A 25,566-nucleotide genomic window follows, 5' to 3' on the forward strand; every position below is an offset into this window, starting at 1 on the left:
GTTTAGTTTTTAATAAGATTTATGCAAAAAGAAAATTAAAAATGAAAGCTTCACAAGGAAATGTTTTTTTATAGTTAATAGTAATAAGGATTGCCTTGCCGGGCATGTCAAAATCAATCAGTATTTTAAATAAATCATATGAAAAAAATATGGCAGAAGGATGACCTTGCCACCAATATATTAGTCAATAATTTTACCGTTGGGAAAGATCTTGACTTTGACGAGCGTTTGGCCAAATATGATGTCAAAGGTTCTATGGCACATTGCAAAATGTTAGCAGAAACCGGGATTATTTCCCAGGAAGAATCAGAGCAGATGTTATCTGTTTTAAATAGTATTTTACATAAAATTGAAGACGGGAGTTTTGAAATTGATAAAGATGCTGAGGATATCCATTCTCAGATAGAAGCTATTCTCATTGAAGAATTAGGAGATACGGGAAAGAAAATCCATACCGCAAGATCAAGAAATGATCAGGTTTTGTTGGATATCAAGCTGTATTTATTAGATGAAATCCGTGAGATAACAGCTCTTACCGACGAGTTTTTCCAGATTTTAATTCAACTGGCGGATCAGCATAAAAATGTGTTGCTTCCTGGATATACCCATTTGCAGATTGCAATGCCTTCCTCATTCGGATTGTGGTTTGGTGCTTATGCTGAAGCACTTTTGGATGATGTGGAAATGCTGTTTTCAGTGAAGAATATCATTAATAAAAATCCGTTGGGATCAGCTGCCGGCTATGGTTCATCTTTTCCGATCAACCGTGAAAGTACGACCTATAATTTAGGATTCCAGTCCATGAATTATAATTCTGTGTATGCTCAGATGACCCGTGGAAAGTCGGAAAAAATGCTGGCAATGTCAATGGCAACTTTAGCGGGAACGCTTGGGAAGTTTGCGTATGATGTATGTCTGTATTTGAACCAAAATTTTAATTTCATCAGCTTCCCAAAAGAATTTACCACAGGAAGCAGTATTATGCCTCATAAAAAGAATCCGGATATCTTTGAGCTGGTTCGTGCACGATGCAACAGAATTCAGTCACTTCCGAATGAACTTATTTTATTGACAAACAATCTGCCTTCAGGATATCACAGAGATGTACAGCTTACGAAAGAAATTCTTTTCCCTGCGATAGATTCTTTAAAGGAATGTCTGGAAATCCTAAGCTATACTTTACCGAATATTCAGGTAAAAGACGGAATTCTGGAAGATGAGAAATACAAATATCTTTTCAGCGTAGAAAAGATCAATGAAGAGGTGAAAAGCGGAAGCTCATTCCGTGATGCTTATGTGAAAGTAGGACAGGAGATTGAAAGCAATGCGTTTGAGTTTGAACCTGGAAACCTTGAACATACCCATCAGGGAAGTATCGGAAATCTTTGTCTGGATAAAATAGAATATCAGTTCAATAAACTGAAAAATAAATTATTGGGTTAGAATCTAAGCCATTAAGGTCAATAAAAACTTAAGCAAAAATCAGTAGAATTTCTAAATTATTTTAGCCTGCTGCCTTTTCGTTGCGAAAGCCTTAATCTTTAAATCTTATCTGCTTAAGTGATCTTAATGGCTTAATTGTAATCCTGCTCTTTGAATTTGATGATTGATTGTAACTGAACTATTAAGGAAGATGAAGACTTTAAGGTAAGGTAAGAAAATCCGGAATTTTTTAGCCGCATAGTTTTAAAATTCGCATGCGAATTCTTTAATTATTCTTCACCTTTTAAAAGTTCTTAATGGTTTAAAAATAAAAGGGATTTATTCCAGGTCAATTTTAAACTTGGTAGATTTTTTTACCTCGTGAAGTACAATAGAACTATGGTATTGTCCGATGTTAGGAATGTTTGAAATGACATTAACGGCAAATTCATTATACGAATTAATGTCTTTAGCTATAATTTTCAGCATATAATCATACTCTCCGGAAAGACTGATGATTTCCTGTACTTCATCATATTTTCCGATATGCTCCTCAAAGGTTTCCAATACTTTCTTGGATTGTTCCTTGAGACGGACATTACAGTAGACTACAATATTTAATCCCAGTTTTTCACGGTTTAAAAGTCCTACATATTTCTGAATGATCCCCTGCTTCTCCAATTGTTTGATTCGCTCATACGTAGGAGTAAAGGTAAGACCAATTTTTTCGGAAATTTCCTTAACCGATAATGTAGAGTCTTCCTGAATAATGCTGAGAATCATTTTGTCTTTTAAATCCATAAAATAAATTGAGTTGTAACAAAAATATTAATTTAAAATGAGAATAAGGAAATACTGAGGTTTTTAATTTATTTTAAACTTTGTTTTTGTAGGTTCATAAAATTGTTGTATCTTTGCACCTAATGAATAAAAAAGCATTTATATCATTAGATTTACCGGGCGAAAGCGCCCTTTACGATATTTATTGTTATTAGCGAAGATTGTTGTCTTCGCTTTTTTTATGCCCAAAAATAAGAATTATGTTTACGATTACAGAACTAAGCACCGAGAGAATCAACAGTATACTGACAGAAGCGATGGCTTTTGCGAACGGTAAAACTGCTAAAATTGAAGGAGAAGTTTTTTGCTCAAACCTTTTCTTCGAAGACAGTACAAGAACGAAAACAAGTTTTGATCTTGCAGAAAGAAAACTGGGACTTCAGGTAGTTCCGTTTGATGCATCACACAGTTCGGTAAACAAAGGAGAAAGCCTTTATGACACAGTAAAGACCATTGAAAGTATAGGAGTAAACCTTGTGGTGATCCGCGATAAGAAAGACAGATACTTCGAAGAACTGAAAAATATTAAGATTCCTGTGATCAACGGTGGAGACGGAACAGGAAACCATCCTTCACAGTGTATGCTGGATCTGATGACCATCTATCAGGAATTCGGAAAGTTTGAAGGATTAAAAGTAGGAATTGTAGGTGATGTAAAACACAGCCGTGTTGCCAATTCAAATGCGGAAGCTTTAAGAAGATTAGGCGCTAAAGTATACTTCTCAGGACCTGAACAGTGGTTTGACGAAGGAGCTTTAATCAACGGAACTTATATGTCAGTAGATGAACTGATCGGCGAAGTGGATGTTTTAATGCTATTAAGAATCCAGCATGAAAGACACGATGCTGCCATGAGTTTCACCGCTTCAGAATATCATAAAAGATATGGTCTGACGAAAGAAAGAGAGAAGGCGATGAAAAAAGAAGCAATCATCATGCACCCGGCGCCTATCAACAGGGGAGTGGAAATAGATTCAGACCTCGTAGAATGCGAAAGATCAAGAATCTTTAAACAAATGGAAAACGGTGTCTTCGCCAGGATGGCCATTTTGAAAGAAGCATTGGAAGAAAAAGGGTTTACCTTTAAATAAGAGCAAAGGTAAAAGAACCAAGTTAAAAGTAGAAGGTAAAAGATAGTGAGCTCCGTAGGAGCGGCCTGTTAATAGCAATGGGTGAAGCCCATAGAAAACAAAAGGATAATGATAATCCTAGCCCTGTAAGGGCGACCTGTTAATGACATATAAATAAAATAATAAGAGATAAAAGTTTAAAATGAAGAAAAAATTAATACTGGAGTCCGGTGAAGTGTTTCATGGAGAAGGTTTCGGAGCAGAATTGGAAACTGCAGGGGAAGTAGTTTTCAATACCGGAATGACAGGATATCAGGAATTGATTTCTGACCCGTCGTATTGCGGTCAGATAGTTTGTATGACCTATCCGCTTATCGGAAATTATGGTATTAACCGTGATGATTATGAAAGTATTGAGCCGGCAATTAAAGGACTTATCGTAAAAGAACTTTGCGATCTTCCTTCCAATTTCCGTACTCAGATTACTTTAGATGAATTATTTAAAAAGAAAAACCTTTCAGGAATTTCAGGAATTGATACAAGAAGACTGACAAGAATTCTTCGTAACTATGGAGTTGTAAAAGGAAAAATCGTAAATGCTGATGCTGATGAAGCTGCTGTAGCTTCTGAATTGAAATCAACAAATTTCCCAACCAATCAGGTAGAAGAGGTTTCAACAAAAACACCTTATGCTAACCCGAACAGAGGTTTCAAAGTAGTGTTGGTAGACTTCGGTGCAAAACTGGGGATTATCAGAGAGCTGTCTCAAAGAAACTGTGATATCATTGTAGTTTCTCAGGATACAACAGCAGAAGAAATCTTATTGATGGATCCTGACGGAATCATGCTTTCAAACGGTCCTGGTGACCCGGAAGATGTACCACATGCTTTAGATATGATCAGAGGATTATTAGGAAAAGTTCCCATCTTCGGAATCTGTTTAGGACACCAATTGATTGGCCTTGCTTGTGGAGCGAAAACTTTCAAACTGAAATTCGGACACAGAGGAGGAAACCACCCGGTATTGGATTTAGAGAAAAATACAGTAGCCATTACTTCTCAAAACCATGGATATGCGGTAGATCAGGAAAGCTTAAAAGGAACAGACCTTATCGAAACGCACATCGCTTTGAATGACAGAACAAATGAAGGATTAAAACATAAAATCCACCCTTGTTTCTCAGTTCAGTATCACCCTGAAGCAAGCCCGGGCCCTGAAGATGCAAACTACCTGTTTGATGAGTTCATTCAAATGATGGAGGACTTTAAAAAATAATACGGCTTTCTGTCATTCAGAACGAAGCAATAGCGGAGTGAAGAATCTCAACAAAGTATGTTTAGATTCCTGCGGAATGACAAAGTGTGTTAATTCAATCTAAATAAAGCATTATGCTAAAAGTCTAAGATCTATGTATCTAACTTCTAGTATCTAAAAAAAGAAAAATGGCAAAACGTACAGATATAAAAACAATTTTAGTAATCGGTTCAGGACCTATCATCATTGGTCAGGCAGCTGAATTTGATTACGCAGGAACGCAGGCTTGCCTGTCTTTGAAAGAAGAAGGCTATAAGGTGATTTTGATCAACTCGAATCCTGCAACAATCATGACAGATGTGGAAATCGCTGATAAAGTATATATCGAACCGATTTCATTACAGTTTGTAAGCCACATCATCAGAAAAGAACGTCCAGATGCATTATTACCAACGCTTGGAGGACAGACAGGTCTGAATATGGCGGTAGAACTTGAAAAATCAGGAATTCTTGAAGAATGCAAAGTGGAAGTATTGGGTACTACACTTTCTGCAATCAACAGAGCAGAAGACAGAGACCTTTTCCGTGAGTTGATGAGAGAATTGAATGAGCCGGTTCCGGAATCTGATATCGTTAATACGGTAGAAGGAGCACTTGCTTTCGCAGACGAAATCGGGTATCCTGTAATTGTTCGCCCTGCCTTTACAATGGGAGGAACAGGAGGAGGTATTGCTTCCAATGAGGTAGAATTGAAAGAAATTGCCGAATTAGGATTAAAGCATAGTCCGGTTACACAATGTTTGATTGAAAAATCAATCGCTGGTTTCAAAGAAATAGAATACGAAGTAATGCGTGATGCAAACGACAACGCCATTGTGGTTTGTAACATGGAAAATATTGACCCGGTAGGAGTTCACACAGGAGATTCTATCGTAGTAGCACCTTCTCAGACCCTTTCAGACAGAGAGTATCAGTTACTGAGAAATGCTTCATTAAAAATCATCAGAGCGTTAGGAATTGAAGGAGGATGTAACGTACAGTTAGCTTTAGATCCGGATTCATTCGAATATTATATCATCGAGGTAAACCCAAGAGTTTCCCGCTCATCAGCTTTAGCAAGTAAAGCAACAGGATACCCGATTGCAAAGATCGCAGCAAAAATTGCAGTAGGATTAACGCTGGATGAAATCATGAACCCGGTAACTGGAAAAACATACGCATGTTTTGAGCCGGCACTGGATTATGTGGTAACCAAATTCCCAAGATTCCCATTCGATAAATTTGAAACTGCAGACAGAAGACTTTCTACTCAGATGAAAGCAACTGGTGAAGTAATGGCGATCGGAAGAAACCTTGAAGAATCTTTACAGAAAGCGATCCGTTCATTAGAAACAGGAATCAAGCATTTAGGATTAAAAACAAAACAAGCGGAAGCACTTACTGCTGAGGAAATTGAAAGAAGAATCAGAGTATGTGATGATGAGAGATTATTCATCATCGGAGATGCTTTAAGAAGAGGATACGACTGGGAACAGATTGTAGAATGGAGTAAAATTGATAAATTCTTCATCTGGAAACTGAAAAAGCTGGTTGACTTCGAAAAAGTAATTGCTGCCAATAAATTTGATAAAGAAACATTAATTGAAGCTAAGAAATTAGGTTTTGCAGATATCAATATCGCGGTTCTTTGGGATGTAAAAGAACGTGAGGTTTTCAATTTCAGAAAAGAAAACGGAATAATGCCGGTTTTCAAAATGGTAGACACTTGTGCTGCTGAGTTTGAAAGTGAAACACCTTATTTCTACGGAACTTACGAAGAAGAGAACGAAAGTGTTGTTTCAGATAAAGAAAAGATCATCGTACTAGGTTCCGGACCTATCAGAATCGGACAGGGAGTTGAGTTTGATTACGCTACGGTTCACTCAGTATGGGCGATCAAAGAAATGGGTTACGAAGCGATTATCATCAACAACAACCCTGAAACAGTTTCTACAGACTTCTCCATCTCTGATAAACTATACTTCGAGCCACTTACAGAAGAAGATGTAATGAACATCATCGACCTTGAAAAACCTAAAGGAGTAGTTGTACAGTTCGGAGGACAAACCGCGATTAACCTTGCAGATAAATTAGCATCTCACGGAGTACAGATTTTAGGAACTTCACTGGAAGACCTTGACAGAGCTGAAAACAGAGATAAATTTGAAAAAGCACTTCAGGAGATGGGAATTCCTCAGCCAAAAGGAAGAACTTCTACCTCAAAAGAAGAAGCTATAGAAATTGCTAACGAGATCGGCTATCCGGTATTGGTACGTCCAAGCTACGTTCTTGGAGGTAGAGCAATGGAAATTGTATACGCAGAAGCAGAACTGGCTCACTATATGGAGAACGCTGTAGAGGCGAGCCCTGAGCACCCTGTTTTGGTTGACAAGTACATGGTAGGAAAGGAGATTGAAGTAGATGCCATCTGTGACGGTGAAACAGTAGTGATTCCGGGAATTATGGAACATATCGAAAGAGCGGGAGTTCACTCCGGAGACTCTATTGCGGTATATCCACCACAGAATATCTCTCAGAGCGAAATCGATACTTTGGTAGATTATACAGAAAGGCTGGCAAAAGGATTAAAGGTGATCGGATTAATGAATATCCAATACGTTCTTTTTGAAGGAAATGTATATGTAATCGAAGTAAATCCTCGTTCTTCAAGAACAGTTCCTTTCTTATCTAAAATCACAGAAGTTCCAATGGCTAACCTTGCAACAAAGGCAATCTTAGGACAAAAACTGAAAGATTTAGGATACAAAAACGGATTGGTTCCAAACAAAGAAGGCGTATTTGTAAAAGTACCGGTATTTTCTTTCTCTAAACTAACGAAAGTTGACATCTCTTTAGGCCCTGAAATGAAGTCTACAGGAGAGGTTATGGGGAAAGATACAACCCTTGAAAAAGCATTGTACAAAGGATTGGTAGCAGCAGGAAGAAAAGTTCCTATGCACGGTTCTATCCTTTTCACAGTAGCAGATAAGCACAAAGATGAGGCAGCAGCTCTTGCAGCAAGATTCCATGAAGTAGGATTCAGAATCTGGGCTACAGAAGGTACTGCAAAATTCTTCGGAGAAAAGGGAATTCCTTGCAAAATAGGATACAAAATAGGAGAAGAAAGTGTAAACCTTATCGATCTTATTCAGAAAGGAAAAGTTCAGTATGTTGTGAATACCACTACAAAAGGTAAGCAGGCAGAAAGAGACGGATTCCAGATCAGAAGAATGAGCGTAGAAAATGGTGTTCCTTGTTTAACTTCAATGGATACTGTAGAAGCAATCTTAAAAGTAATCGAAAGCATGAGCTTCAAAATGGAGACGATGTAATTTCGAGTAAAAATACATACCATATACCCCGCAAGAAAACTTGCGGGGTTTTTTGTGTCCTTAATATAAATACCACAAAAGGGTAATTGACGCATGATTCCGTATAAAGTACTTTTGATGAGTCATAACAAATGACACTTTGACAATACAATTCTTGTTGTATATCAAAATTTAGTAACTAACCTCAAAAAACAATACAAATGGAACCCATTCAATGTGCAAAACTTTTGGAAGGTGGAATTTATACCACCCTGAATGTCGTAAAAACAGGTGATTTTCTTTACGACCTGAAGAAATATTATGAATCTGAAAAATTCAAAGAAGATTTTAAAGCTCGAAAATTTTCATTTGGCTTTGAAGCAATTGATCCTACATCTATGGTGAAGAATGTCTTAAATTTTGGCGCTTCCGATGATGAAATTAATAGTTTTCAAGAGAAAATTAAATCACTGGAAACGATTATGGTTTCACAATCATTTTTTGATTCATTTAGTCTGCATACACCAAACAAAGATATAATTGAAGGATATCTGAAATGTTTAGAAGTTCAAAATAATAAAAAAGGATTATCAACAGTAGTCCAGGAGGGAGATGAAGGGATAACCATTTATATTTTTTATAACAAAATATCAAGTACGGATCCAAGTCCTGTAGTTGAAGACTATAAAATAACCAATGGAATAGAAATAAGTAAAAGCTTTCATAAAGGAGGTATTCTTGACGATGATAATTCAATTACTTTTAAAAGAAGCGATCCGTCAAAAGATATTTTCTTTTTCTTAGACACAGATAAAGGACCTGTAAACTGTTTATTAAATGGACTTCCTAATGGTTTTAACAAGGATTTTCCCGTAGGTACAGTACTTTGCTCATATTTAAATTGGGTAGAATTTCAGGAAGTAACCCAAAATAATTTGTCAAACCCTGATAAGAACTGGAATAGCAAATATTCAAAATGGGCACCTTGTGACGGAAGAATAATTGATAGTACCTGTGGATTGGCACGTGCTGGCCAAAACTTGACGAATGTTCCGGATTTGAGAGGTGTTTTCCTGCGCGGAAATAATGTCTTTGATTCAAATGAAGCTGGAAATGGCATTCCGGGAGTTTCTTCACAGCAAAAAGACCCTTCTGATAATAGGCTGCGGGGTAGTATCCAACAGGATGAGTTTAAGGAACATAATCATCAAATTGTACAGCAAAGTTTCGGTGGTGTAGTTGCAACACCTCTGGCCGTTTCAGGAAATACATCTGGAGCTGATGGAGATCTTGATGGCTCACAAACCGTTAGTGGTTATGACAAAGCTGCAGTTCCTTTAGTTATTGCCATTACCGGAGGAAAAGAAACCCGTCCCAAAAATATGGCGATCAATTATTATATAAGAATAAATTAACAGGCTGAAGGTATCAGAATCACTGAATGTAATGAAGATATATTTTAGTGCTGCAACTTCTAAAATAGGTACTTTAACATTGAAACAATGTAAAATAAAAAAATCCCGCAAGTTTTCTTGTGGGATTTTTTTTATCTGAAAAGCTCATCAATTAAAGTAATCTGATTATTTTTACGAAAACCATCTAAAATTCAAGACAATGAGTGTAAAGTCAATGATGATAGGATTCTTAAGTTTTATTTTCGTAGCGGTACTTTCAGGATGTTCCTGGTTGACTGATTTTTATATTCAGAATCTGACCGGGACCAAAAAAATAATAAAGATCAATTATAGCTATCCGATCTCAAAAGCAATTGATAATGAATCCGGCAGCTTTGCATTTCATTATGAGAATGGAATACTGTCACCCCGGTCTTTTTATAAAATCAAAAATCCAAAGTCTCTTGAAAAAATAGAAGTCAGAGATTCTTCCATTGTTCTTGAGCTTTATCCAAATTCAACAACAAAAATTTACAAAAGCCATAATGGAAGTTGGAGATATATGATTAAAAGTGTTGAGATTGATGGAACAATATTTTATCCTGCAGAATTGAAAGATAAAATTAAGTTTATCCGTAATGATTATGTTTACAAAATTGAATAAAGAAAAAAGTAAGATTATGGTAGTTCAGAAGAATAGGATGGTATTATGAGCAATTTTATGAAAAAAGCATTTTTAGTATTCGTAATAATATTAGTTGTTATGCTTATTATCAATATTAATTTTCCATTAAAGAAACAGGATATCTATGGAAAGTATATTAACAAGAATTTTGATAATCCAGTTTGTTGTGTAGAAGCTCCACATATAGCAGACACTTTAACTTTGTATGAGAATAAAACGTTTGAAAGTAATTTTTACGGCGTTGGAACATATAAATTATACAATGGGATAAATCCTGAAATAGAACTTTATTATAAAGATTTTGATCAATCAGCAGTCTATAAAACCTATTTTTCAAATGAAGTATTTGAAAATCCAAAAATTATGTTGAATGCAGATCTAAATCATTATTATGAAAAACTTAACAATCAATGAAGAATGGATAAAAAAGCAATAAAAATTTTATTTACTACCATAAAAAGTTCTCAGGATTGTTGGAAATACTAGGCATTATCGGAATTTTACATGATGATACCCATTTTGGGTATGCAGATCAATATGTTACCTATCCGGAAAGAGAGCACAGACTTATCAGAAATGATGATGTTGGTTATCCCGCGAGATGGTGGCTGGAAAAATTTGGAGTGAGTCATGAAAAGTGGAAATACTGGTTTGAAAGTAAATAATAGATTGTATGTGGTACAGATGTATATTTGAAAGCAAACTTTCAATATAAAAATCATTCCCAGAATTAATTCACAATAGTTTTTATCGTATAATCTTAAAAGTAGATTATTTTTGCAGAATTATTTATAAATTAGAGCGTTAAAATTCAAGCTGTTATTACTATTTAAAAACTAATAAAAACTTCACCAAATCCAGATATAACCATGGCAGAATATTACGCAAAATCAAGCAATTCTTTATCTTTTGAAGTCACAAAAGAAGAGACATTAATTGGGAAACTTACTTATACAAGCTGGTTTAAATTTAATGCTGTTATTGAAATTGCAAATGGTCAATCCTATCAGGTGGAACCAAAAGGTTTCTGGGGAACCACTATTGAGTTGAAAGACCATGAAAGAGTCCTTTTAAAATTCAGGATGAACTGGAATGGTGAAATTGTGGTGCAGACTTATTTTGAGGGCGTGAAAAACGGCTATCTCTTTAAACACAGAGGCATCTTTAAAGAATCATTTGTCCTTACAGATCAGGAAGGAGTGGAGCTTATGATCATAAAACCGCATTTAAAATGGGCCTCTCTGAATTATGAATACCAGATTACAACTTCTGACGCCTTTGAATTGTTTCCGGATAAAGAGATTGTCCTGATTAATGCGCTGCATTGTGCCAACTATTACATGTCGATGATGGCATCTGCTGTCATATAGAAAAGATAATTTAATACTTTAAAGTAAATAATTACAAATCACCATAAAAGCGAAAGATTTTTCTTTCGCTTTCAATTTTACATCAATAAAATGGTTAGATAACTTCATAACTTTGATAAAGATTTTGAAACAGCCAGGCTGTCTTCAAGTAATCTGTAACGTATAATTTTATTGTTTTGAATACGCATCTGAATACAGAATAAAGACTCTGCAATATTACCGGTTGCAAGCATTTTCGTTGCAAATTCTCCCGTTATAACAGCATTTTCATGGTCAGTAAAAATATGGTCGATTTTAGCAGAAACGGGTTCTGTATTTTTCCATAATAACTCAAAAAAATCGGATACTTCCTGTTTGTTGCTTCTTACTCCCAGCCATGGTGCTTTTTGTTCATCTCCAGGTATATACCAATCTACCGTGTCAGAAAATAAATTGGTTAACTCTGTTAGATTTCTTCCCGAAAGAAGCTGAAGGAAATCCTGTACGGTTTCTTGAATACTGTTATTCATTTTTCTATAAATTTTAAATTTCCTGAATCATTTCTATAAAAATTATATGTTGGGAAAATAAGTTTAAAAGAGCTTAAACTCATTTTTCCACGGCAAATCCTTTTGGAAAATTCTAATCAATAATGCCATAAATATATAAGATTAGAAGATAAGAAAAATCTAAATCCTATTACCTAAAATGCCATTTCACAGCAGATAATCAATAGCAGATATAAGTTCTTATTTCAATAAATCCTTTGTTGATGGGCTATTTCAAAGCAGTTAATTTTATGATATGCGTCATATTTTTATTTAGAATTAATAAAAATAAAATAATTTTGCAGAACTAACTTAATTATAAACATGAAAAAAACAATTATTTCTGCAGCTCTATTAGCCGTAACAATGCTGAGTGCCCAGGAAACGGATACCATTAAAGTGGCTGAAATCCAGTCCGTATCACTCCAGGGAACCCATAATTACAGAACGAAAAAATCTGAATCTATAGCAAGACTTCCTCTGGAAAACCTTGAAAACCCTACCGTTTACAACCTTGTTCCCAAAGAAATCATCAGTGAAATGGGGGCAATGGACTTCAACACTGCGATGGCTTCTGCTCCAGGTGTTGTGGTAAGCAACAGTGTAAATGACAGCGGGAACGATATTTTTATGAGAGGCTTCAGCTCCAATTCCAGTTTCAGAAACGGACTTACCCAAAACCCAAGAGTACAGTCCGAAATCGCTAATATCGAAAGAGTAGAAGTAATTAAAGGACCGTCCGGAACTTTATTCGGAGGAACCTTAGCCAACTATGGCGGAGTGGTGAATATAGTCACTAAAAAACCACAGGAAAACTTCGGGGGAATTATCAATTATACCACCGGAAGCTGGGGAATGAACAGGATCACGGCTGATGTGAATACCCCTTTGAACAAAGAAAAAACAGCATTGGCAAGATTCAATGTGGCAGCCTATTCTCAGGATTCATTTCAGGATGCGGGTTACAACAAAGGATTGTTCTTTTCCGGAAGTGTTTTATATAAAGTAAGCGACAAAACATCAGTAACGCTTGATACCGAATTTCATGCTCCGGATAAAACATTGAATGCCTATGTAAGAAACTCAGAGAAACTGACCTTACATTCAATGAAAGACTTAGAAGTAGCCTATAAAAGAGCGTTTACAAGCAATGATATTGGTTCTAAAAGAACCAATTTTGTGACGATGGCCGAGGTTACCCATAAATTCAACGATCAATGGACCTCGCGAACATCTTACCAAAGAGGTGAAGCCAATGAAAATGAGTCTATCTTTTTAGTGCTTAGATATCTGAATAATAATCAGGTAGAAAGAATGATCCGCCCTTTCGACAGCTTCAAAGTGACTACAGACAATATACAGCAGAATTTTACAGGAGATTTTAAAATAGGTGGCTTAAGAAACCGGCTGGTAGTAGGAATAGATTATTTCCAGCAAAGAACAAAATATCAGTTCCCTTATTATGAAGCCAACGGATACAGCAACGTTTTCATGCCTTATGACAAAGTGAATCTCGACAGTTCTTCAGCATGGGATCCCATTTCAAGAAACAAATTCATGAATAAAGAGAGAAAATCTACAGAATCGGATATTACCACATTCAGAACGATTAGCGGATATATCTCCAATGTTTTGAATATCACAGATAATTTACTTGTAATGGCTAGTTTAAGAGTAGACAGTTACAAAAATGACGATACAGTAATAAATGGTGTTGAGATCTCGACTAAAAACGGATATCCTGAAAATAAAGTTACAGGGTACAGCCAGACCCAGTTTTCACCAAAATTCGGGTTGGTTTATGAAATTGTAAAAGATCAGATCTCATTTTTCGCCAATTATGTGAATGGATTCAAAAACTATGCTCCGTCATTGAATGAAACCGGTGTTTTGACAAAATGGGATCCGGAACAGGGAAATCAGGTTGAAACAGGTTTTAAAGTAGATCTTTTCCATAAAAAATTACTGACGACCGTAAGTTATTATAATATTAATGTTAAAAACAGACTGGTTGCAGATCCGGGCGGAATAGGAAGTATTCAGGATGGCAATATCAAAAGTCAGGGTCTGGAAATAGGCATCATCGCCAATCCTCTCAAAGGATGGAATATTGTTGCCGGATATGGATATAACGATAATAAATATGATGACCGAAGTAAAGACAGCGGAAAAAGAATTGCCTGGACACCAAAACATGTAGCCAATCTGTGGACAAGCTACAAAATTATAGATGGAGCGTATGAGGGGCTTGGTTTCGGAGCCGGATTTAATTTTGTAGACCAAACTTATATTAATATTACCAATCATTTCCTTGCTCCTTCTTATACTACCGTAGGTGCTACAATTTTCTATGACAAGAAAAAATACAGAATCGGTCTGAAAATGAATAATGCCCTCAATGAAGCCTATTGGAACTTCTACGGACAGCCACAGAAGCCAAGAGAAATCCTTGCCAATTTTGCATTTAAATTTTAATACCTAAAAACAAAAAATAATCTCAACGAAAATAGAAGGATGAAAACCGCAAAGGTGCAACGCTTTGATTTATAATAACCCAATATTTCTGTGCCCTCGAATATGCTAAAGTAAATGGCAGCAGGAATAACTCTTTTCACTTTACAAACGCCATTATAAATCCTGTTGCGCCTTTGCATTTTCAACCATTATATTTTTGAATGACAAAAACAGATATGGAGAATAAAAAAACTAATCCTAAAAAAAAGCAAGGGAAATCCCTTACGAAAAGTATCACCGGATGGCTGCATCTCTGGCTCGGACTGGTTTCCGGGATCATTGTGCTGACGGTTACTCTTTCGGGGACAGTATTTGTCTTTTGTGACGAAATCATTGATCTGTGCGGCGGAAGCGCCAAATATGTCCAGACTCCGGTGAATGCAAAAAAAATGACTCCCGAAGAATTGCTGGTTCAGTTTCATCAACAGGTTCCGGATAGAAAAGCATTCTATTTTGATACTTATAAAGAGGCAGACCGAAGTTTCAGGGTAGCATCAGCAACTAAGCCGCCCAAAGACAAAAATGCAGACAAAGCAAAGCAGAAAGGACGTGGTCCAAGAGGAGTATTTGCCTATCATTACCTTAATCCTTATACTGGGAAAGTCATCGGTTCTACAAAAAGCTATGAATTTTTTTATGTTGTTGCACATATTCACGCTCAGTTGCTTGCAGGAAAGTTCGGGAAAACCGTAGTCGGAATTGCCTCAATTATTTTTTTTATCCAGCTCATCGGAGGGCTGATTCTATGGTGGCCAAAAAAATGGAACAAAACAACAAGAACAACAGCTTTTAAAATTAAATCAGGAACAAAATGGCGCAGGAAAAACTATGATTTTCATAATGTCTTTGGCTTTTATTCATTGCTTCCGGCAGTATTTATTACCATTACAGGACTGATTATGGCCTATGAGGTTTTGACAAATCTTACCCAGCAGGCTTTTGGAGGCGCTGTGGATGCCCATACCATTGCAGAAAAATATGAACCCAAATTTGATCCTGAGAAAAAAGCGTTGTCCTATACTGATTTTGTAGACAAAAAATTCAAGGAATTTCCTGAGGCTAAACAGCTCAGGATGAGTATTCCAAGAAATGATTCAGCAACAGTCTATCATGTGGTTGCAGCTCAGTTTATTGGTTTAAAAAGCCTTGTCAATGGGAAAAGTATGGAAACAAATAAATATACCGGGAATGAGATAGATTATCCCAAAGAAGTTCAGATGCATGAAGTGATTGAGCATATAAATTTTGACCTTCACGTGGGATATTGGGGTGGTATGTTCGGTAAAATATTCACCTTTATTATCGGAATTATCTGTACAAGTCTTCCGGTTACCGGATTCCTGATCTGGTGGGGCAGAAGAAACAAATCACCCAAAAAGAATAAAGAAATTAAAAATATTCATCAACACAGAAAAGATTTACAGCATGAGCAATTGGTTTAAAATTCTATACCTCCCATTATTTTTACTCTTCACATTAGGGAATGGGCAGGAAAAACTGACAATAGGAGAGAAGCAAAATGTATTTTCACAATTTTTAAACGAAAACAGAGAAATTTGGGTGCATTTGCCTAAAACCTATAGTGACAATACCATCAATGCTGCAAAATATCCGGTCATCTATCTCCTAGACGGAGAAATCAATTTTGAATATTACACCGGATTAACGGATTTCATTGCCAGAACTCCTTATGCAGATATTCCGGAATGTATTGTGGTAGGAATAAAAAATACAGAAAGAACAAGAGATCTTACGCCAACGAAAGCTCAGAAAAAAAGCCCTGTAAATCCAGATGTTATCCTTTTTGCAGACAGTGGCGGAGGTGAAAATTTTGTGAAATTTATGCAGGAAGAGCTGAAACCATTCATTAATAAAAATTACCGGACTCAGGATTATTCTGTATTGGTTGGGCATTCTTTCGGAGGATTATTTGCCATCAATACATTCCTTTTACATCCTGATTATTTCAATGCTTATGTGGCGAATGATCCCAGTTTATGGTGGGATAATAAAGTGACCATTTCAAGAACAAAAGACTATTTAGAAAAGAATAAAAAATTTCCGGTAAAGAAATCTTTGTATGTTTCTCAGGCAGACAATGAAGAACAGCAGAAAAACTGGAATTCCGATATGACCCAGGCCATTGAAGAATTTAAAGGAATCATAGAAAAAAACAGATCTTTGAACTATAAACATAGTTTCTTTGAAGGGGAAACTCATGGAACTGTTTCCTATCCCGGAAATTATGAAGCATTAAAATTTATATTTAAAGGCTTCAGAACCGATATAAAACAGTTGTCCAAAAATCCCAAATTACTGGAGGAAGATTATAAAAAGCTTTCCGAAAAAATAGGAACAGAGTTTACCCCTTCGGAAGCGTATCTGAATGTAGTCATCAAATTCATGAAGAACAATGGATTCAAAGAATCTGAAACTTATTTTACGAATCTGAAAGACAGATATTATTCAAAGAAATAGTGAACTGAAATAAAAAATCCAGTCTGTTAATTAACAGGTTGGATTTTTGATATTAGATAATGTATAAAATAAGTTTTGGCTAAAGCCAATGGATTGTTGACAAATAAAAAACGGGCTAAAGCCCGTTCCTATTTAATTTTTCTTATAGATTTTGCTGATTGAGCAAATGTATTTTAAAAACCTATCCACACAGTTTGTGATTCCGTAGGAATCCATGCAGATTTTTTCCAAAAGCTTTTCTTAATGCCTGTTATCACAATTAATTGGAAAATCCTTCTCTTTTTTATCTAAAAAACTAATAGAGGGACAGCCAAAAGACTGGGCAATGAATCCAAAAATAACAGGAGATTTTCCTTTAAAAAGATGGCCTGTCCATTGGAAAACATTGGCTTCATCGGCATCTATTCCATACAAAGGAAGAAATTCTCCACCATCACTTCCTGCAAGACTAAATGTTTTTTCCGCCACCTTTTCTTTACGATCATTGATGGCTACAAGCTTACGTTCTGTAATATTTCCTTCTTCAAGATAGTCCTGCAGATAATAAGTTATATTTTCATACTGTGACTGATAGGTCTTTCCCTGAGTCAATTTTGAATGACTAAAATATTTTTTTGAAATATCAGTACTGGCTTTTTGCCATTTCACAGCTTTCATTTTATTTTCTACGAATGGATTTTTATTCCCAAAATAAGCGATGGCATTATCGTATTTATCATAGTCTGTTATTTTTCGGTGAGTTTCAACCTGAAAACCAATCATATAAGACTCTGGATCTAATTCTTCACTGTCTGACATATAAGGACTTAAATAAGCAACTGCTTTTAATTGGCTGACAGGTCTTTTTTGAAGCTTATTAGACTGATAATTGTAAATATACAGGGAATCATTTTCAGTGAGATGAATTCCACTAAGCAGTTTCTTTCTGCCTGGAGCATCCAGTTCAAAATGCTGGAGTTCTTCAAAAGACATCTGCTTTTGATTTTTAAGAATATCTGCCGGAATAGGAGGAGTCTCATTAAAAATATCAGAAACAGAAATAAAAAAATCAACGTCAGAATCCTTCTCTGCTGATGAAATGGAAGACAGACTGAAAATATTAAAATTAGTGTAATCTATTTTCTCCTCTGTTTTTGTTGTTTTTACAGAATCATTAGTTGTTTTTGTTGTGGTAACGGCAGTTTTCTTCTCTTCTTTCTGACAGCTGGTAACCATCAGTAGAAAAAATAAAGGGGCTGCGGCAGTTTTTATCTTCATTATCTTTTTTGGCATTAAAGTGTTTATTATATTTTAATTCATTTTGTAATAAGGCTCTGAAAAGTATTTGCTTGGTTTTATATAAGCCATTTTTCTCTCAGCATCAAAAATCCAAATGAATCTGCGAAGCATATCGGCCCCGAGATAACTGACATTTTGTGTTTTAAGTTCTCCGGAGAAGAATCCTACTGAAATATCTTTAAAAACACTCTTTCCCAATTTAAAATAAGGAAGAATGGCCTGCTTGGTAATTAAAGTTTTTCCTTCAGAATTTTTCAGTGTTTTTTCACCGGTTACTTTCAGTTTTTTATCCAGATGTTTTTCCTCTGCAAATTCGTTACTGTACAGAATCGCTCCGGAAAATCCTGACTGCAGTACAAAATAAGCTTCCTGCTGTTGATCTCCATCAATAATATTATCTGCTGCAAGATAAAATCCATCATGATCTAAGATGATATTGACGGGCTGGTAGCCTTTCAGGTCTGGCATTTTATCATACATCACAAATTGGTTGTTATCATAATCGATTTTAAATGCTTTACCATCAAAAATTCCGGTTCCGATTTTTCCATCTGCTTCATGGCCTGTTAACTGATTATCAAAAAAGCGTACATTTTTCTGGTTGATTTTCCCAATATCCACGGTATTATGGTCACTGATTTCTTCTTTGTTGAAAACAATATGATCTGCTTTTCGCTTTCGTTCGGGGGAAATTGAATAATCTTTCATTGCGATCTGGAACATCAGATCCAGAGAATCTTTTTTGTTGACAAGAGTCTTCACAATGATATTATTGTGTTTTGTGATCCGGAAAGGAATGGTTTGCTGGGCTTTCATACCGGAAAATCCAACAGAAAGCAGCATGAAAAAGACTGTTCTTTTGAGCATTATCAGTGATTGGTGTTTTAAAACTTTAAAATTACCTATTATCTTTGGAAAATCAAATAATAAAATGAAATGGTTGAAAAGTTACTTCAAAGCGGAATCCATTGGGAAAAGAAAGAATTCAAAAGAAATGAGTTCCTAAAGATTTCGGGCAGTACAGATACCTCTATTTATTTTATTGAAAACGGAAGTGTCCGGATTTTTATGATGGATGAAAATGAAGAAAGAATCATTCGTTTCGGATACACCGGGAATATTATTGTCAGCCTGGATTCCTTCTTATCAGGAAAACCGTCTGACCTTTACATTCAGGCAATTAAAAGAACAACAGTAAGAACAGCCTCAAAAAAGGATTTTTATAATTTTATACAATCCAATGAAGAACACCTGAAATTTTGGATGGATATTCTGGAAGATCTGATATTGCAGCAGCTCGAAAGGGAAAAAGATTTACTCATCAATGCTCCGGGAGAACGCTTTGAGAGAGTGTTGAAACGAAGCCCGAAGCTGTTTCAGGAAGTTCCCAATAAATACATTGCTAATTATCTGAGGATGTCACCTGAAACTTTATCAAGGCTTAAAAAATCTTGAGTTCAGTCAAGATTTAAGAATGATCTGTTCATGATATTTGCATAAAAAACGTAATGAAAATTTTAGCTTCAGCACTATTAGATGAATTAAAAGAAATAACCCGCCAGCATTTACAATACGCACAGATACTCACACAAAAAACAGAGGAGGAGCTGAACTTCAGACCTTCAACAGACAACTGGAGTACATTGGAATGTCTGGAACATCTCAATCGCTATGGAGATTTTTATATTCCTGAAATCAGCCGCAATATTTCTTCTGCGGGGAAGTCTCCCCAACCTTATTTTAGGCCTGGAATTCTAGGGAACTATTTTGCTAAAAGTATGATTCCTAAAGAGAAAATGAATAAGATGAAAACATTTAAAACAATGAATCCTATCCACAGCCAGATAAATAAAGGGGTAATAGATACCTTCATAAAACAGCAGGAAAAATTACTTGAATTATTGGAAGATGCCCGGCAGACGGATCTGGAAAAGGTAAAGACTAATATAAGCATTTCAAAGCTGATCAAGCTGAAGCTGGGGGATACCTTCCGGTTTGTTATTTACCATAATTTAAGGCATATTGAACAGATAAAAAGAATTTTACCTCATTAAAAAGAAGTTATGATTTCCAAAAAGCTTAATTTTAAACTAATGGAAATTATACACCAAAAAAACATATCAACTCCACTGGGAGAAATGATCGCTTGTGCCATAGACCAGGGAATCTGCCTGCTTGAATTTACAGATCGGAAAAATATTGAAAAACAGCTGAAGGCTTTGTCAAAGGTTTTGAAAGCTGAGATTGTAGAGAAAGAACATCCTCATTTCAGGCAGCTGGAAGAAGAACTGAAAGAATATTTTGAAGGAGTAAGAACCCATTTTGAAGTTCCATTATTTACCACAGGAACAGAGTTTCAGGAAAAAGTCTGGCAGCTTCTCCGTGAAATTCCGATGGGAGAAATCAGAACGTATAAGCAGCAGTCAGAAAGACTAGGAAATCCCAAGGCAATACGTGCTGTAGGAACAGCCAATGGAATTAACAAAATTGCCATTTTAATCCCCTGCCATCGAGTGATAGGTTCCAACGGAGAATTGGTGGGGTATGCCGGAGGAATCTGGAGAAAACAAAAATTACTGGAACTGGAAAAGGTTATTTTATTTTAAATCTGAACTTTACTTTAAAGACTATTAAAAAATAGATGTTCATTTTTCGGTTGTATAGCGCTCGATAATCTTTCTATTTTTGAATAAAAAAAGAATGATCAGTTTTAAACAATTACATCAAAGTGAAGAACCATTGCTATTGGGTAATGTATGGAATGTAGAAAGTGCAAAGGTATACGAAAAACTTGGGTACAAAGCATTGGCAACATCGAGTTCGGCAGTGGCACTTAGTTTAGGGTATGAAGACGGAGAGCAGATGACCTTCGAAGAATATTTTTATATAATTACAAGGATTGAAGAATCTGTATCAATTCCTTTATCCGTAGATCTGGAATCTGGATATGGCAGTGAAAATGATACGGTTGTGTCTAATATTTTGCAGCTTATTGAAGCAGGAGTGTCGGGAATCAATATCGAAGATACTTATGTAGCTGGCGGAATAAGAAAGCTTACAGACAGAAAATTTTTCTATGAAAAGCTGAAAGATATTTTCATAAAACTGGGAAAAAGCAGAGAGAAAGTGTTCATCAATATCAGAACAGATGCTTTTTTATTGAATATTGAAAATAAGCTGGAAGAGACCTTAGAGAGAATTAAACTATTTGAAGAACTTAAAGCTGACGGAGTTTTCATTCCCTGCGTGACTTCTGAAAATGATATCAAAACCATTACTGAAGCCACGTCTTTTCCTGTGAATGTTATGGGAGTATCAGATTTACCTGATTTTGATACGCTTAAAGAATTAGGTGTAAAAAGAATTACTTCAGGTGCTTTTATGTACAGACATATTTACAAAGAACTTGAAAAGGTAAGTCAGGTGATAAGACAAGAAAGAAGTTTTTCAAAATTACTCATTGAATGATGGAACTCACAGGAAAAATAATGTATGAGGCTTCTTATACCAAAGATTCTTCATTTGAGGGGATATTCTGGATGGGAGTAAAGACCACAGGAATATTCTGCAGACCAACCTGTACAGCACGAAAACCCAAATTTGAGAATGTGGAATTTTTTTCCAATACCAAAGATGCAATGTTGAAAGGATATCGTCCCTGTAAAGTATGCAGACCTTTGGAGAATCTAAATGCAACCCCATTCTATATTAAAGAGTTGCTGAAAGAAATTGCTGAAGATCCCACATTAAAACTTAAAGATTATGACCTTGTAAAAAGAGGATTGGAGCCGGCTACAGTTCGCAGATGGTTTCTGAAACACCATGGCATAACGTTTCACGCTTTTCAAAGAATGTCAAAGCTCAATACAGCATTTAAAAAGCTCCAGCAGGGTGAATCGGTTACAGAGGTGGCATTTGATACAGGATATGAAAGTCTCAGCGGTTTTAATGAGAGTTTTAAAAATATTTTTGGAGTATCTCCTAAAAATAATACTACGGAAAAGCTCATTGATTTGAAGAGAATTGAAACCATACTGGGAACTATGATCGCCTGTGCTGATGAAAATGGAATCTGTCTGCTGGAATTTTCTGATAGGAAAGCACTCCCTACAGAACTGAAAAGTATTTCAGCATATTGTAAAGCGAATATTATACAAGGAGAGAATCCTCACTTTGAGACCTTGGAACAAGAACTTTCAGAATATTTTGAAGGAACAAGAATACAATTTACGGTTTCTCTTTCTCCGGTAGGAACAGCTTTTCAAAAAGAAGTCTGGAATATTCTTCAGGAAATTCCTTACGGAGCAACAAGAAGCTATCAGGAACAGGCTGATATACTGGGAAATCCTAAATCAGTGAGAGCAGTAGCCAATGCGAACGGCTTAAACAAAATATCTATTATAATACCCTGTCACCGTGTGATCGGAAGCAACGGACAGTTAACGGGATATGGCGGAGGAATCTGGAGGAAACAAAAATTATTGGAGCTTGAGAAGGCTATTTTATTTTAAAAGTCTTCAAAAGAATTTGTGGCATAGAATTTATTCATTAGAATACTATTTTATCATTTTTATGACATCAAAAATTCCGACTATTTTAATTTTCTCCAGGCTTATTATTGGGTTTATCATTATTTCTTTAAGCCTTATTAAAATAGAAAATTATAAGATCATTATTGTTATTCTTTTATCTTTAGGGTTATTAACCGATATCTTTGATGGAATTATCGCCCGGTATCTGAATGTTTCAACTCAAAAGCTCAGACGTCTGGATTCTGCTGTTGATCAGATTTTTTTCATCTCAGTAGGAGTTTCTGCTTATATACAGTGCCCTGAGTTTTTCAAAACAAATGCCTATAAAATAATAATTCTTGCAGGAGCTGAAGCTCTGATCTATCTGGTGAGCTTTTTGAGATTCCGAAAAGAAGTGGCTACACACTCTATTGGTGCCAAGATCTGGACTTTACTGCTTTTTGGAACACTGATCCAGGTTATTTTACAATGTCAGTCAGTTATTTTATTTAATCTTTGCTTCTGGATTGGACTCCTTACGAGAGCAGAAATTATTGCTATTCTTTTACTACTGAAAACATGGACCAATGATGTACCTTCCGTTTATCATGCGATCATGCTCAGAAAAGGAAAAGCAATTAAAAGAAGTAAAATTTTCAATGGCTAAGGGAGAATTTGGCTGGAGTAATATGTTAATAGAAAAATATCGGGAAAACAAAAATTAGTGGAGTTGGGAAAGGCTATTTTGTTTTGATTTTTGTAATTTTAAGCAAAAATTTACACGTGAAAAAGTTACTAGCAGCAGTTTGCATTTCAGTTTCAGCATTCAGTTTTGCTCAGGATTATTCTGTACCGGCAGCAAGCCCGCGTCAGAAGGTGGAGCAGCAGTTTTCAATGTCCAAAATCTCCATCGACTACGGAAGACCGGGAGTGAAAGGACGTAAGATTTTTGGAGAATTGGTTCCTTATGGCCAGGTTTGGAGAGCAGGAGCGAACTCGTCTACGAAAATTACTTTCGGACAAGCCGTTAATTTCGGTGGGAAAACAGTGCCTGCAGGAACCTATGGATTATTCATTGTTCCTACAGAAAAAGAATGGAAAGTGATCCTGAATAAAGATTTTCAGCAGTGGGGAGCTTATACTTACGATCCTAAACAGGATGTAGTAGATGTTACCGTGCCAGTGAATAAACTGACAGACAAACAGGAGTGGTTTGAAATCACCCTGAATCCTACAGATGAAAACACAGGAAACTTAGTAATCAAATGGGATATGGCTCAGGCAGAAGTTCCTTTGAAGCCATCAAAATTAGATACTGTGATCAAGATTTCTGACAAATTGAAAGAAATCAAAAAAATAGAATCAGATTCTACTAAAAAGAGCTAAATAATGAATTTTTCTGTTCAGCCTGTTTTAGAGAATGAAGAATTTCAACTGATCCCCTTACAGCAAGGGGATTTTGAATCTTTATATGAAGTAGCTTCCGATCCTAAAGTCTGGGAACAACACCCCAACAAAGACCGTTATAAGAAAGAGGTTTTTGAAAATTTTTTTACAGGAGCTATGGAGAGTAAAGGTGCTTTCAAAATTATTGAGAAAGCAACCGGAGATGTATTGGGAAGCAGCCGTTATTATGATTTTGATGAAGAAGATAATCATATTTTCATCGGGTATACTTTCTATGGAACAAAATCATGGGGAAAAGGAATCAATCCTAAGGTCAAAAAACTGATGCTTGATTATATCTTCCAGTTTGTAGATAAGGTTCATTTTCATATCGGAAAAGAAAATTTCCGTTCACAGACAGCTTTGGAAAGACTTGGAGGACAAAAAATTGCTGAGGAAGAAGTTGCGTATTTTGCAGAACCTACAAGAACCAATTTTGTATATGAAATCACAAAAGAAGCTTGGGTATGAAAAAATATAAAATTCAACACTCACCATTTGTAGTCCCAACTACGGACGGGAAACTGATAGAAGAACATTGGGGAAATTCTACCGGAAATTCTAATGTTTCTATTGCACATATGATAGCACCTCCGGACTGGAGTGAACCCCATCAGACCCCTGAATTTGATGAATTTACTTATATTATTTCAGGAAAAAAACAATTTGAAATTGATGGAGAAACTGTTACTCTGGAAAAAGGACAGAGTATTCTTATTGAAAAAGGAGCGAGAATCCGTTACAGTAACCCGTTTTCAGAACCTTGCGAATACCTTGCCATCTGTCTGCCTGCATTTTCTATGGAGTTGGTCAACAGAGAAGAGGAAGGAGTAGATTAAGAAAATTTTTCAAATAAAAAAGGCAAATCTGAGGATTTGCTTTTTTTATTTGAATATTAAATTAGAGTTATTTTCTTGAAACGCCTATGAATTCTATGTTTTATTAAATGTTTTTTCGAAATTGATATTGGATTTTTTAAATTATTTTGTAAGTTCGCGGACTTAAAAAAATGAACTAATTAAAATCTATGAAAAACAAATTATCAATTGTACTTATGCTAGGAATCGCATTTTCTACTACTTCATGCGCAACTATTTTTACAGGAACTCAGGATTCAATAGCTTTTTCTTCAAATCCTGAAGGGGCAAAAGTGTTTCACAAAGGAATAGAAAAATGTACAACACCTTGTACTGCTAAAATTCCAAGAGCTTTGGGTAAGCAGATGGTAGCATTTGAAAAAGAAGGATTTGAGAAGAAAGAAGTTAAGCTGACTAAGAACTTTAATGCAGTAACTTTACTTAATATTATTCTGGGTGGTGCAATAGGAGTTGGTATTGATGCAGCCACGGGTTCCCTGACCAAATATTCTCCAAAAAAATATGATGTTGAGCTGGAAGCTAAACCATAATTGGATAAAAATATAAAA

General features: G+C 35.7%; 26 protein-coding genes. 22 read left to right on the forward strand and 4 right to left on the reverse strand.

The annotated features are described in order from the left end of the window. Positions 1-138: 138 nt before the first annotated feature. Positions 139-1,443, forward strand: coding sequence for an argininosuccinate lyase (argH, locus tag KYG33_RS00450; protein WP_219072467.1), 1,305 nt, complete (start codon positions 139-141; stop codon positions 1,441-1,443). A gap of 318 nt (positions 1,444-1,761) precedes the next feature. Here argH and KYG33_RS00455 read toward each other — a convergent pair whose 3' ends face one another. After that, positions 1,762-2,223, reverse strand: coding sequence for an Lrp/AsnC family transcriptional regulator (locus KYG33_RS00455; RefSeq protein ID WP_077414878.1), 462 nt, complete (start codon positions 2,221-2,223; stop codon positions 1,762-1,764). A 239-nt stretch (positions 2,224-2,462) separates the two neighbouring features. Between KYG33_RS00455 and KYG33_RS00460 the strand changes: the two genes are divergently transcribed. The 8 genes from KYG33_RS00460 (at position 2,463) to KYG33_RS00495 (ending at position 11,386) form a co-directional block, all read left to right on the forward strand. Beyond that, positions 2,463-3,353, forward strand: coding sequence for an aspartate carbamoyltransferase catalytic subunit (locus KYG33_RS00460; protein ID WP_317169709.1), 891 nt, complete (start codon positions 2,463-2,465; stop codon positions 3,351-3,353). 181 nt (positions 3,354-3,534) lie between these two features. Then, on the forward strand, positions 3,535-4,608 hold the full coding sequence (locus KYG33_RS00465) for a carbamoyl phosphate synthase small subunit (protein ID WP_180565575.1): 1,074 nt from the start codon (positions 3,535-3,537) through the stop codon (positions 4,606-4,608). A gap of 167 nt (positions 4,609-4,775) precedes the next feature. Beyond that, a complete protein-coding gene (gene carB / locus KYG33_RS00470; protein WP_077414872.1) occupies positions 4,776-7,958 on the forward strand; it encodes a carbamoyl-phosphate synthase large subunit in 3,183 nt (1,060 codons plus the stop codon). A gap of 200 nt (positions 7,959-8,158) precedes the next feature. After that, positions 8,159-9,352, forward strand: a complete 1,194-nt coding sequence (locus KYG33_RS00475) for a hypothetical protein (RefSeq protein ID WP_077414870.1) — start codon at positions 8,159-8,161, stop codon at positions 9,350-9,352. 199 nt (positions 9,353-9,551) lie between these two features. Next, positions 9,552-9,995: a hypothetical protein gene (locus KYG33_RS00480; protein ID WP_077414868.1), complete on the forward strand. Its 444-nt coding sequence runs from the start codon at positions 9,552-9,554 to the stop codon at positions 9,993-9,995. Positions 9,996-10,052: 57 nt separating this feature from the next. Next, positions 10,053-10,430: a hypothetical protein gene (locus KYG33_RS00485; RefSeq protein WP_139348484.1), complete on the forward strand. Its 378-nt coding sequence runs from the start codon at positions 10,053-10,055 to the stop codon at positions 10,428-10,430. Between the two features lie 56 nt (positions 10,431-10,486). Next, positions 10,487-10,681, forward strand: a complete 195-nt coding sequence (locus KYG33_RS00490) for a hypothetical protein (protein WP_198424146.1) — start codon at positions 10,487-10,489, stop codon at positions 10,679-10,681. A gap of 204 nt (positions 10,682-10,885) precedes the next feature. Then, positions 10,886-11,386, forward strand: coding sequence for a hypothetical protein (locus KYG33_RS00495; protein ID WP_077414864.1), 501 nt, complete (start codon positions 10,886-10,888; stop codon positions 11,384-11,386). Positions 11,387-11,490: 104 nt separating this feature from the next. Here the strand turns inward: KYG33_RS00495 and KYG33_RS00500 are convergent, their stop codons facing one another. Further along, positions 11,491-11,895, reverse strand: coding sequence for a nuclear transport factor 2 family protein (locus tag KYG33_RS00500; protein ID WP_180565577.1), 405 nt, complete (start codon positions 11,893-11,895; stop codon positions 11,491-11,493). Between the two features lie 342 nt (positions 11,896-12,237). On the opposite strand from KYG33_RS00500, the gene KYG33_RS00505 reads away from it, so the two are divergent. The 3 genes from KYG33_RS00505 to KYG33_RS00515 all read left to right on the forward strand — a co-directional run bounded on the left by KYG33_RS00505 (position 12,238) and on the right by KYG33_RS00515 (position 16,905). Further along, positions 12,238-14,388: a TonB-dependent siderophore receptor gene (locus KYG33_RS00505; RefSeq protein WP_219072468.1), complete on the forward strand. Its 2,151-nt coding sequence runs from the start codon at positions 12,238-12,240 to the stop codon at positions 14,386-14,388. Between the two features lie 215 nt (positions 14,389-14,603). Further along, positions 14,604-15,869 (forward strand): PepSY-associated TM helix domain-containing protein, encoded by a 1,266-nt coding sequence (locus KYG33_RS00510; protein ID WP_219072469.1) that lies wholly within the window; start codon positions 14,604-14,606, stop codon positions 15,867-15,869. Beyond that, a complete protein-coding gene (locus tag KYG33_RS00515; protein WP_077414856.1) occupies positions 15,853-16,905 on the forward strand; it encodes an alpha/beta hydrolase in 1,053 nt (350 codons plus the stop codon). Before KYG33_RS00510 ends, KYG33_RS00515 begins: the two co-directional genes overlap by 17 nt. 240 nt (positions 16,906-17,145) lie before the next feature. Here the strand turns inward: KYG33_RS00515 and KYG33_RS00520 are convergent, their stop codons facing one another. Then, positions 17,146-18,162 (reverse strand): hypothetical protein, encoded by a 1,017-nt coding sequence (locus KYG33_RS00520; protein ID WP_219072470.1) that lies wholly within the window; start codon positions 18,160-18,162, stop codon positions 17,146-17,148. Positions 18,163-18,195: 33 nt separating this feature from the next. Continuing rightward, on the reverse strand, positions 18,196-19,050 hold the full coding sequence (locus KYG33_RS00525; protein ID WP_219072471.1) for a hypothetical protein: 855 nt from the start codon (positions 19,048-19,050) through the stop codon (positions 18,196-18,198). A 69-nt stretch (positions 19,051-19,119) separates the two neighbouring features. Between KYG33_RS00525 and KYG33_RS00530 the strand changes: the two genes are divergently transcribed. The 10 genes from KYG33_RS00530 (at position 19,120) to KYG33_RS00575 (ending at position 25,548) form a co-directional block, all read left to right on the forward strand. Continuing rightward, positions 19,120-19,638, forward strand: a complete 519-nt coding sequence (locus tag KYG33_RS00530; protein WP_180565582.1) for a Crp/Fnr family transcriptional regulator — start codon at positions 19,120-19,122, stop codon at positions 19,636-19,638. Between the two features lie 53 nt (positions 19,639-19,691). Continuing rightward, positions 19,692-20,237, forward strand: coding sequence for a DinB family protein (locus KYG33_RS00535; RefSeq protein ID WP_219072472.1), 546 nt, complete (start codon positions 19,692-19,694; stop codon positions 20,235-20,237). Between the two features lie 39 nt (positions 20,238-20,276). Further along, positions 20,277-20,789 carry a methylated-DNA--[protein]-cysteine S-methyltransferase gene (locus tag KYG33_RS00540; protein WP_219072473.1) on the forward strand — a complete coding sequence of 171 codons (513 nt, stop codon included), beginning with the start codon at positions 20,277-20,279 and terminating at the stop codon, positions 20,787-20,789. A 94-nt stretch (positions 20,790-20,883) separates the two neighbouring features. Continuing rightward, complete coding sequence (locus KYG33_RS00545; protein WP_219072474.1) at positions 20,884-21,651, forward strand: isocitrate lyase/phosphoenolpyruvate mutase family protein; 768 nt, start codon at positions 20,884-20,886, stop codon at positions 21,649-21,651. Continuing rightward, on the forward strand, positions 21,648-22,694 hold the full coding sequence (locus tag KYG33_RS22555; RefSeq protein WP_219072475.1) for a bifunctional transcriptional activator/DNA repair enzyme AdaA: 1,047 nt from the start codon (positions 21,648-21,650) through the stop codon (positions 22,692-22,694). The genes KYG33_RS00545 and KYG33_RS22555 overlap by 4 nt, the downstream gene beginning before the upstream one ends. Before the next feature lie 61 nt (positions 22,695-22,755). Next, positions 22,756-23,361, forward strand: coding sequence for a CDP-alcohol phosphatidyltransferase family protein (locus KYG33_RS00555; protein ID WP_198424148.1), 606 nt, complete (start codon positions 22,756-22,758; stop codon positions 23,359-23,361). A gap of 116 nt (positions 23,362-23,477) precedes the next feature. Next, a complete protein-coding gene (locus KYG33_RS00560) occupies positions 23,478-24,080 on the forward strand; it encodes a DUF2911 domain-containing protein (RefSeq protein WP_077414838.1) in 603 nt (200 codons plus the stop codon). 3 nt (positions 24,081-24,083) lie between these two features. After that, the gene (locus tag KYG33_RS00565; RefSeq protein WP_180565586.1) at positions 24,084-24,611 is read left to right on the forward strand and encodes a GNAT family N-acetyltransferase; all 528 of its coding nucleotides are present in this window, start codon (positions 24,084-24,086) and stop codon (positions 24,609-24,611) included. Then, on the forward strand, positions 24,608-24,979 hold the full coding sequence (locus tag KYG33_RS00570) for a cupin domain-containing protein (protein WP_077414834.1): 372 nt from the start codon (positions 24,608-24,610) through the stop codon (positions 24,977-24,979). Before KYG33_RS00565 ends, KYG33_RS00570 begins: the two co-directional genes overlap by 4 nt. 188 nt (positions 24,980-25,167) lie before the next feature. Beyond that, positions 25,168-25,548: a PEGA domain-containing protein gene (locus KYG33_RS00575; protein WP_077414832.1), complete on the forward strand. Its 381-nt coding sequence runs from the start codon at positions 25,168-25,170 to the stop codon at positions 25,546-25,548. The last annotated feature ends 18 nt before the right edge of the window (positions 25,549-25,566 follow it).

It is taken from the genome of Chryseobacterium sp. D764 (assembly GCF_019317325.1).
Lineage (GTDB): Bacteria > Bacteroidota > Bacteroidia > Flavobacteriales > Weeksellaceae > Chryseobacterium.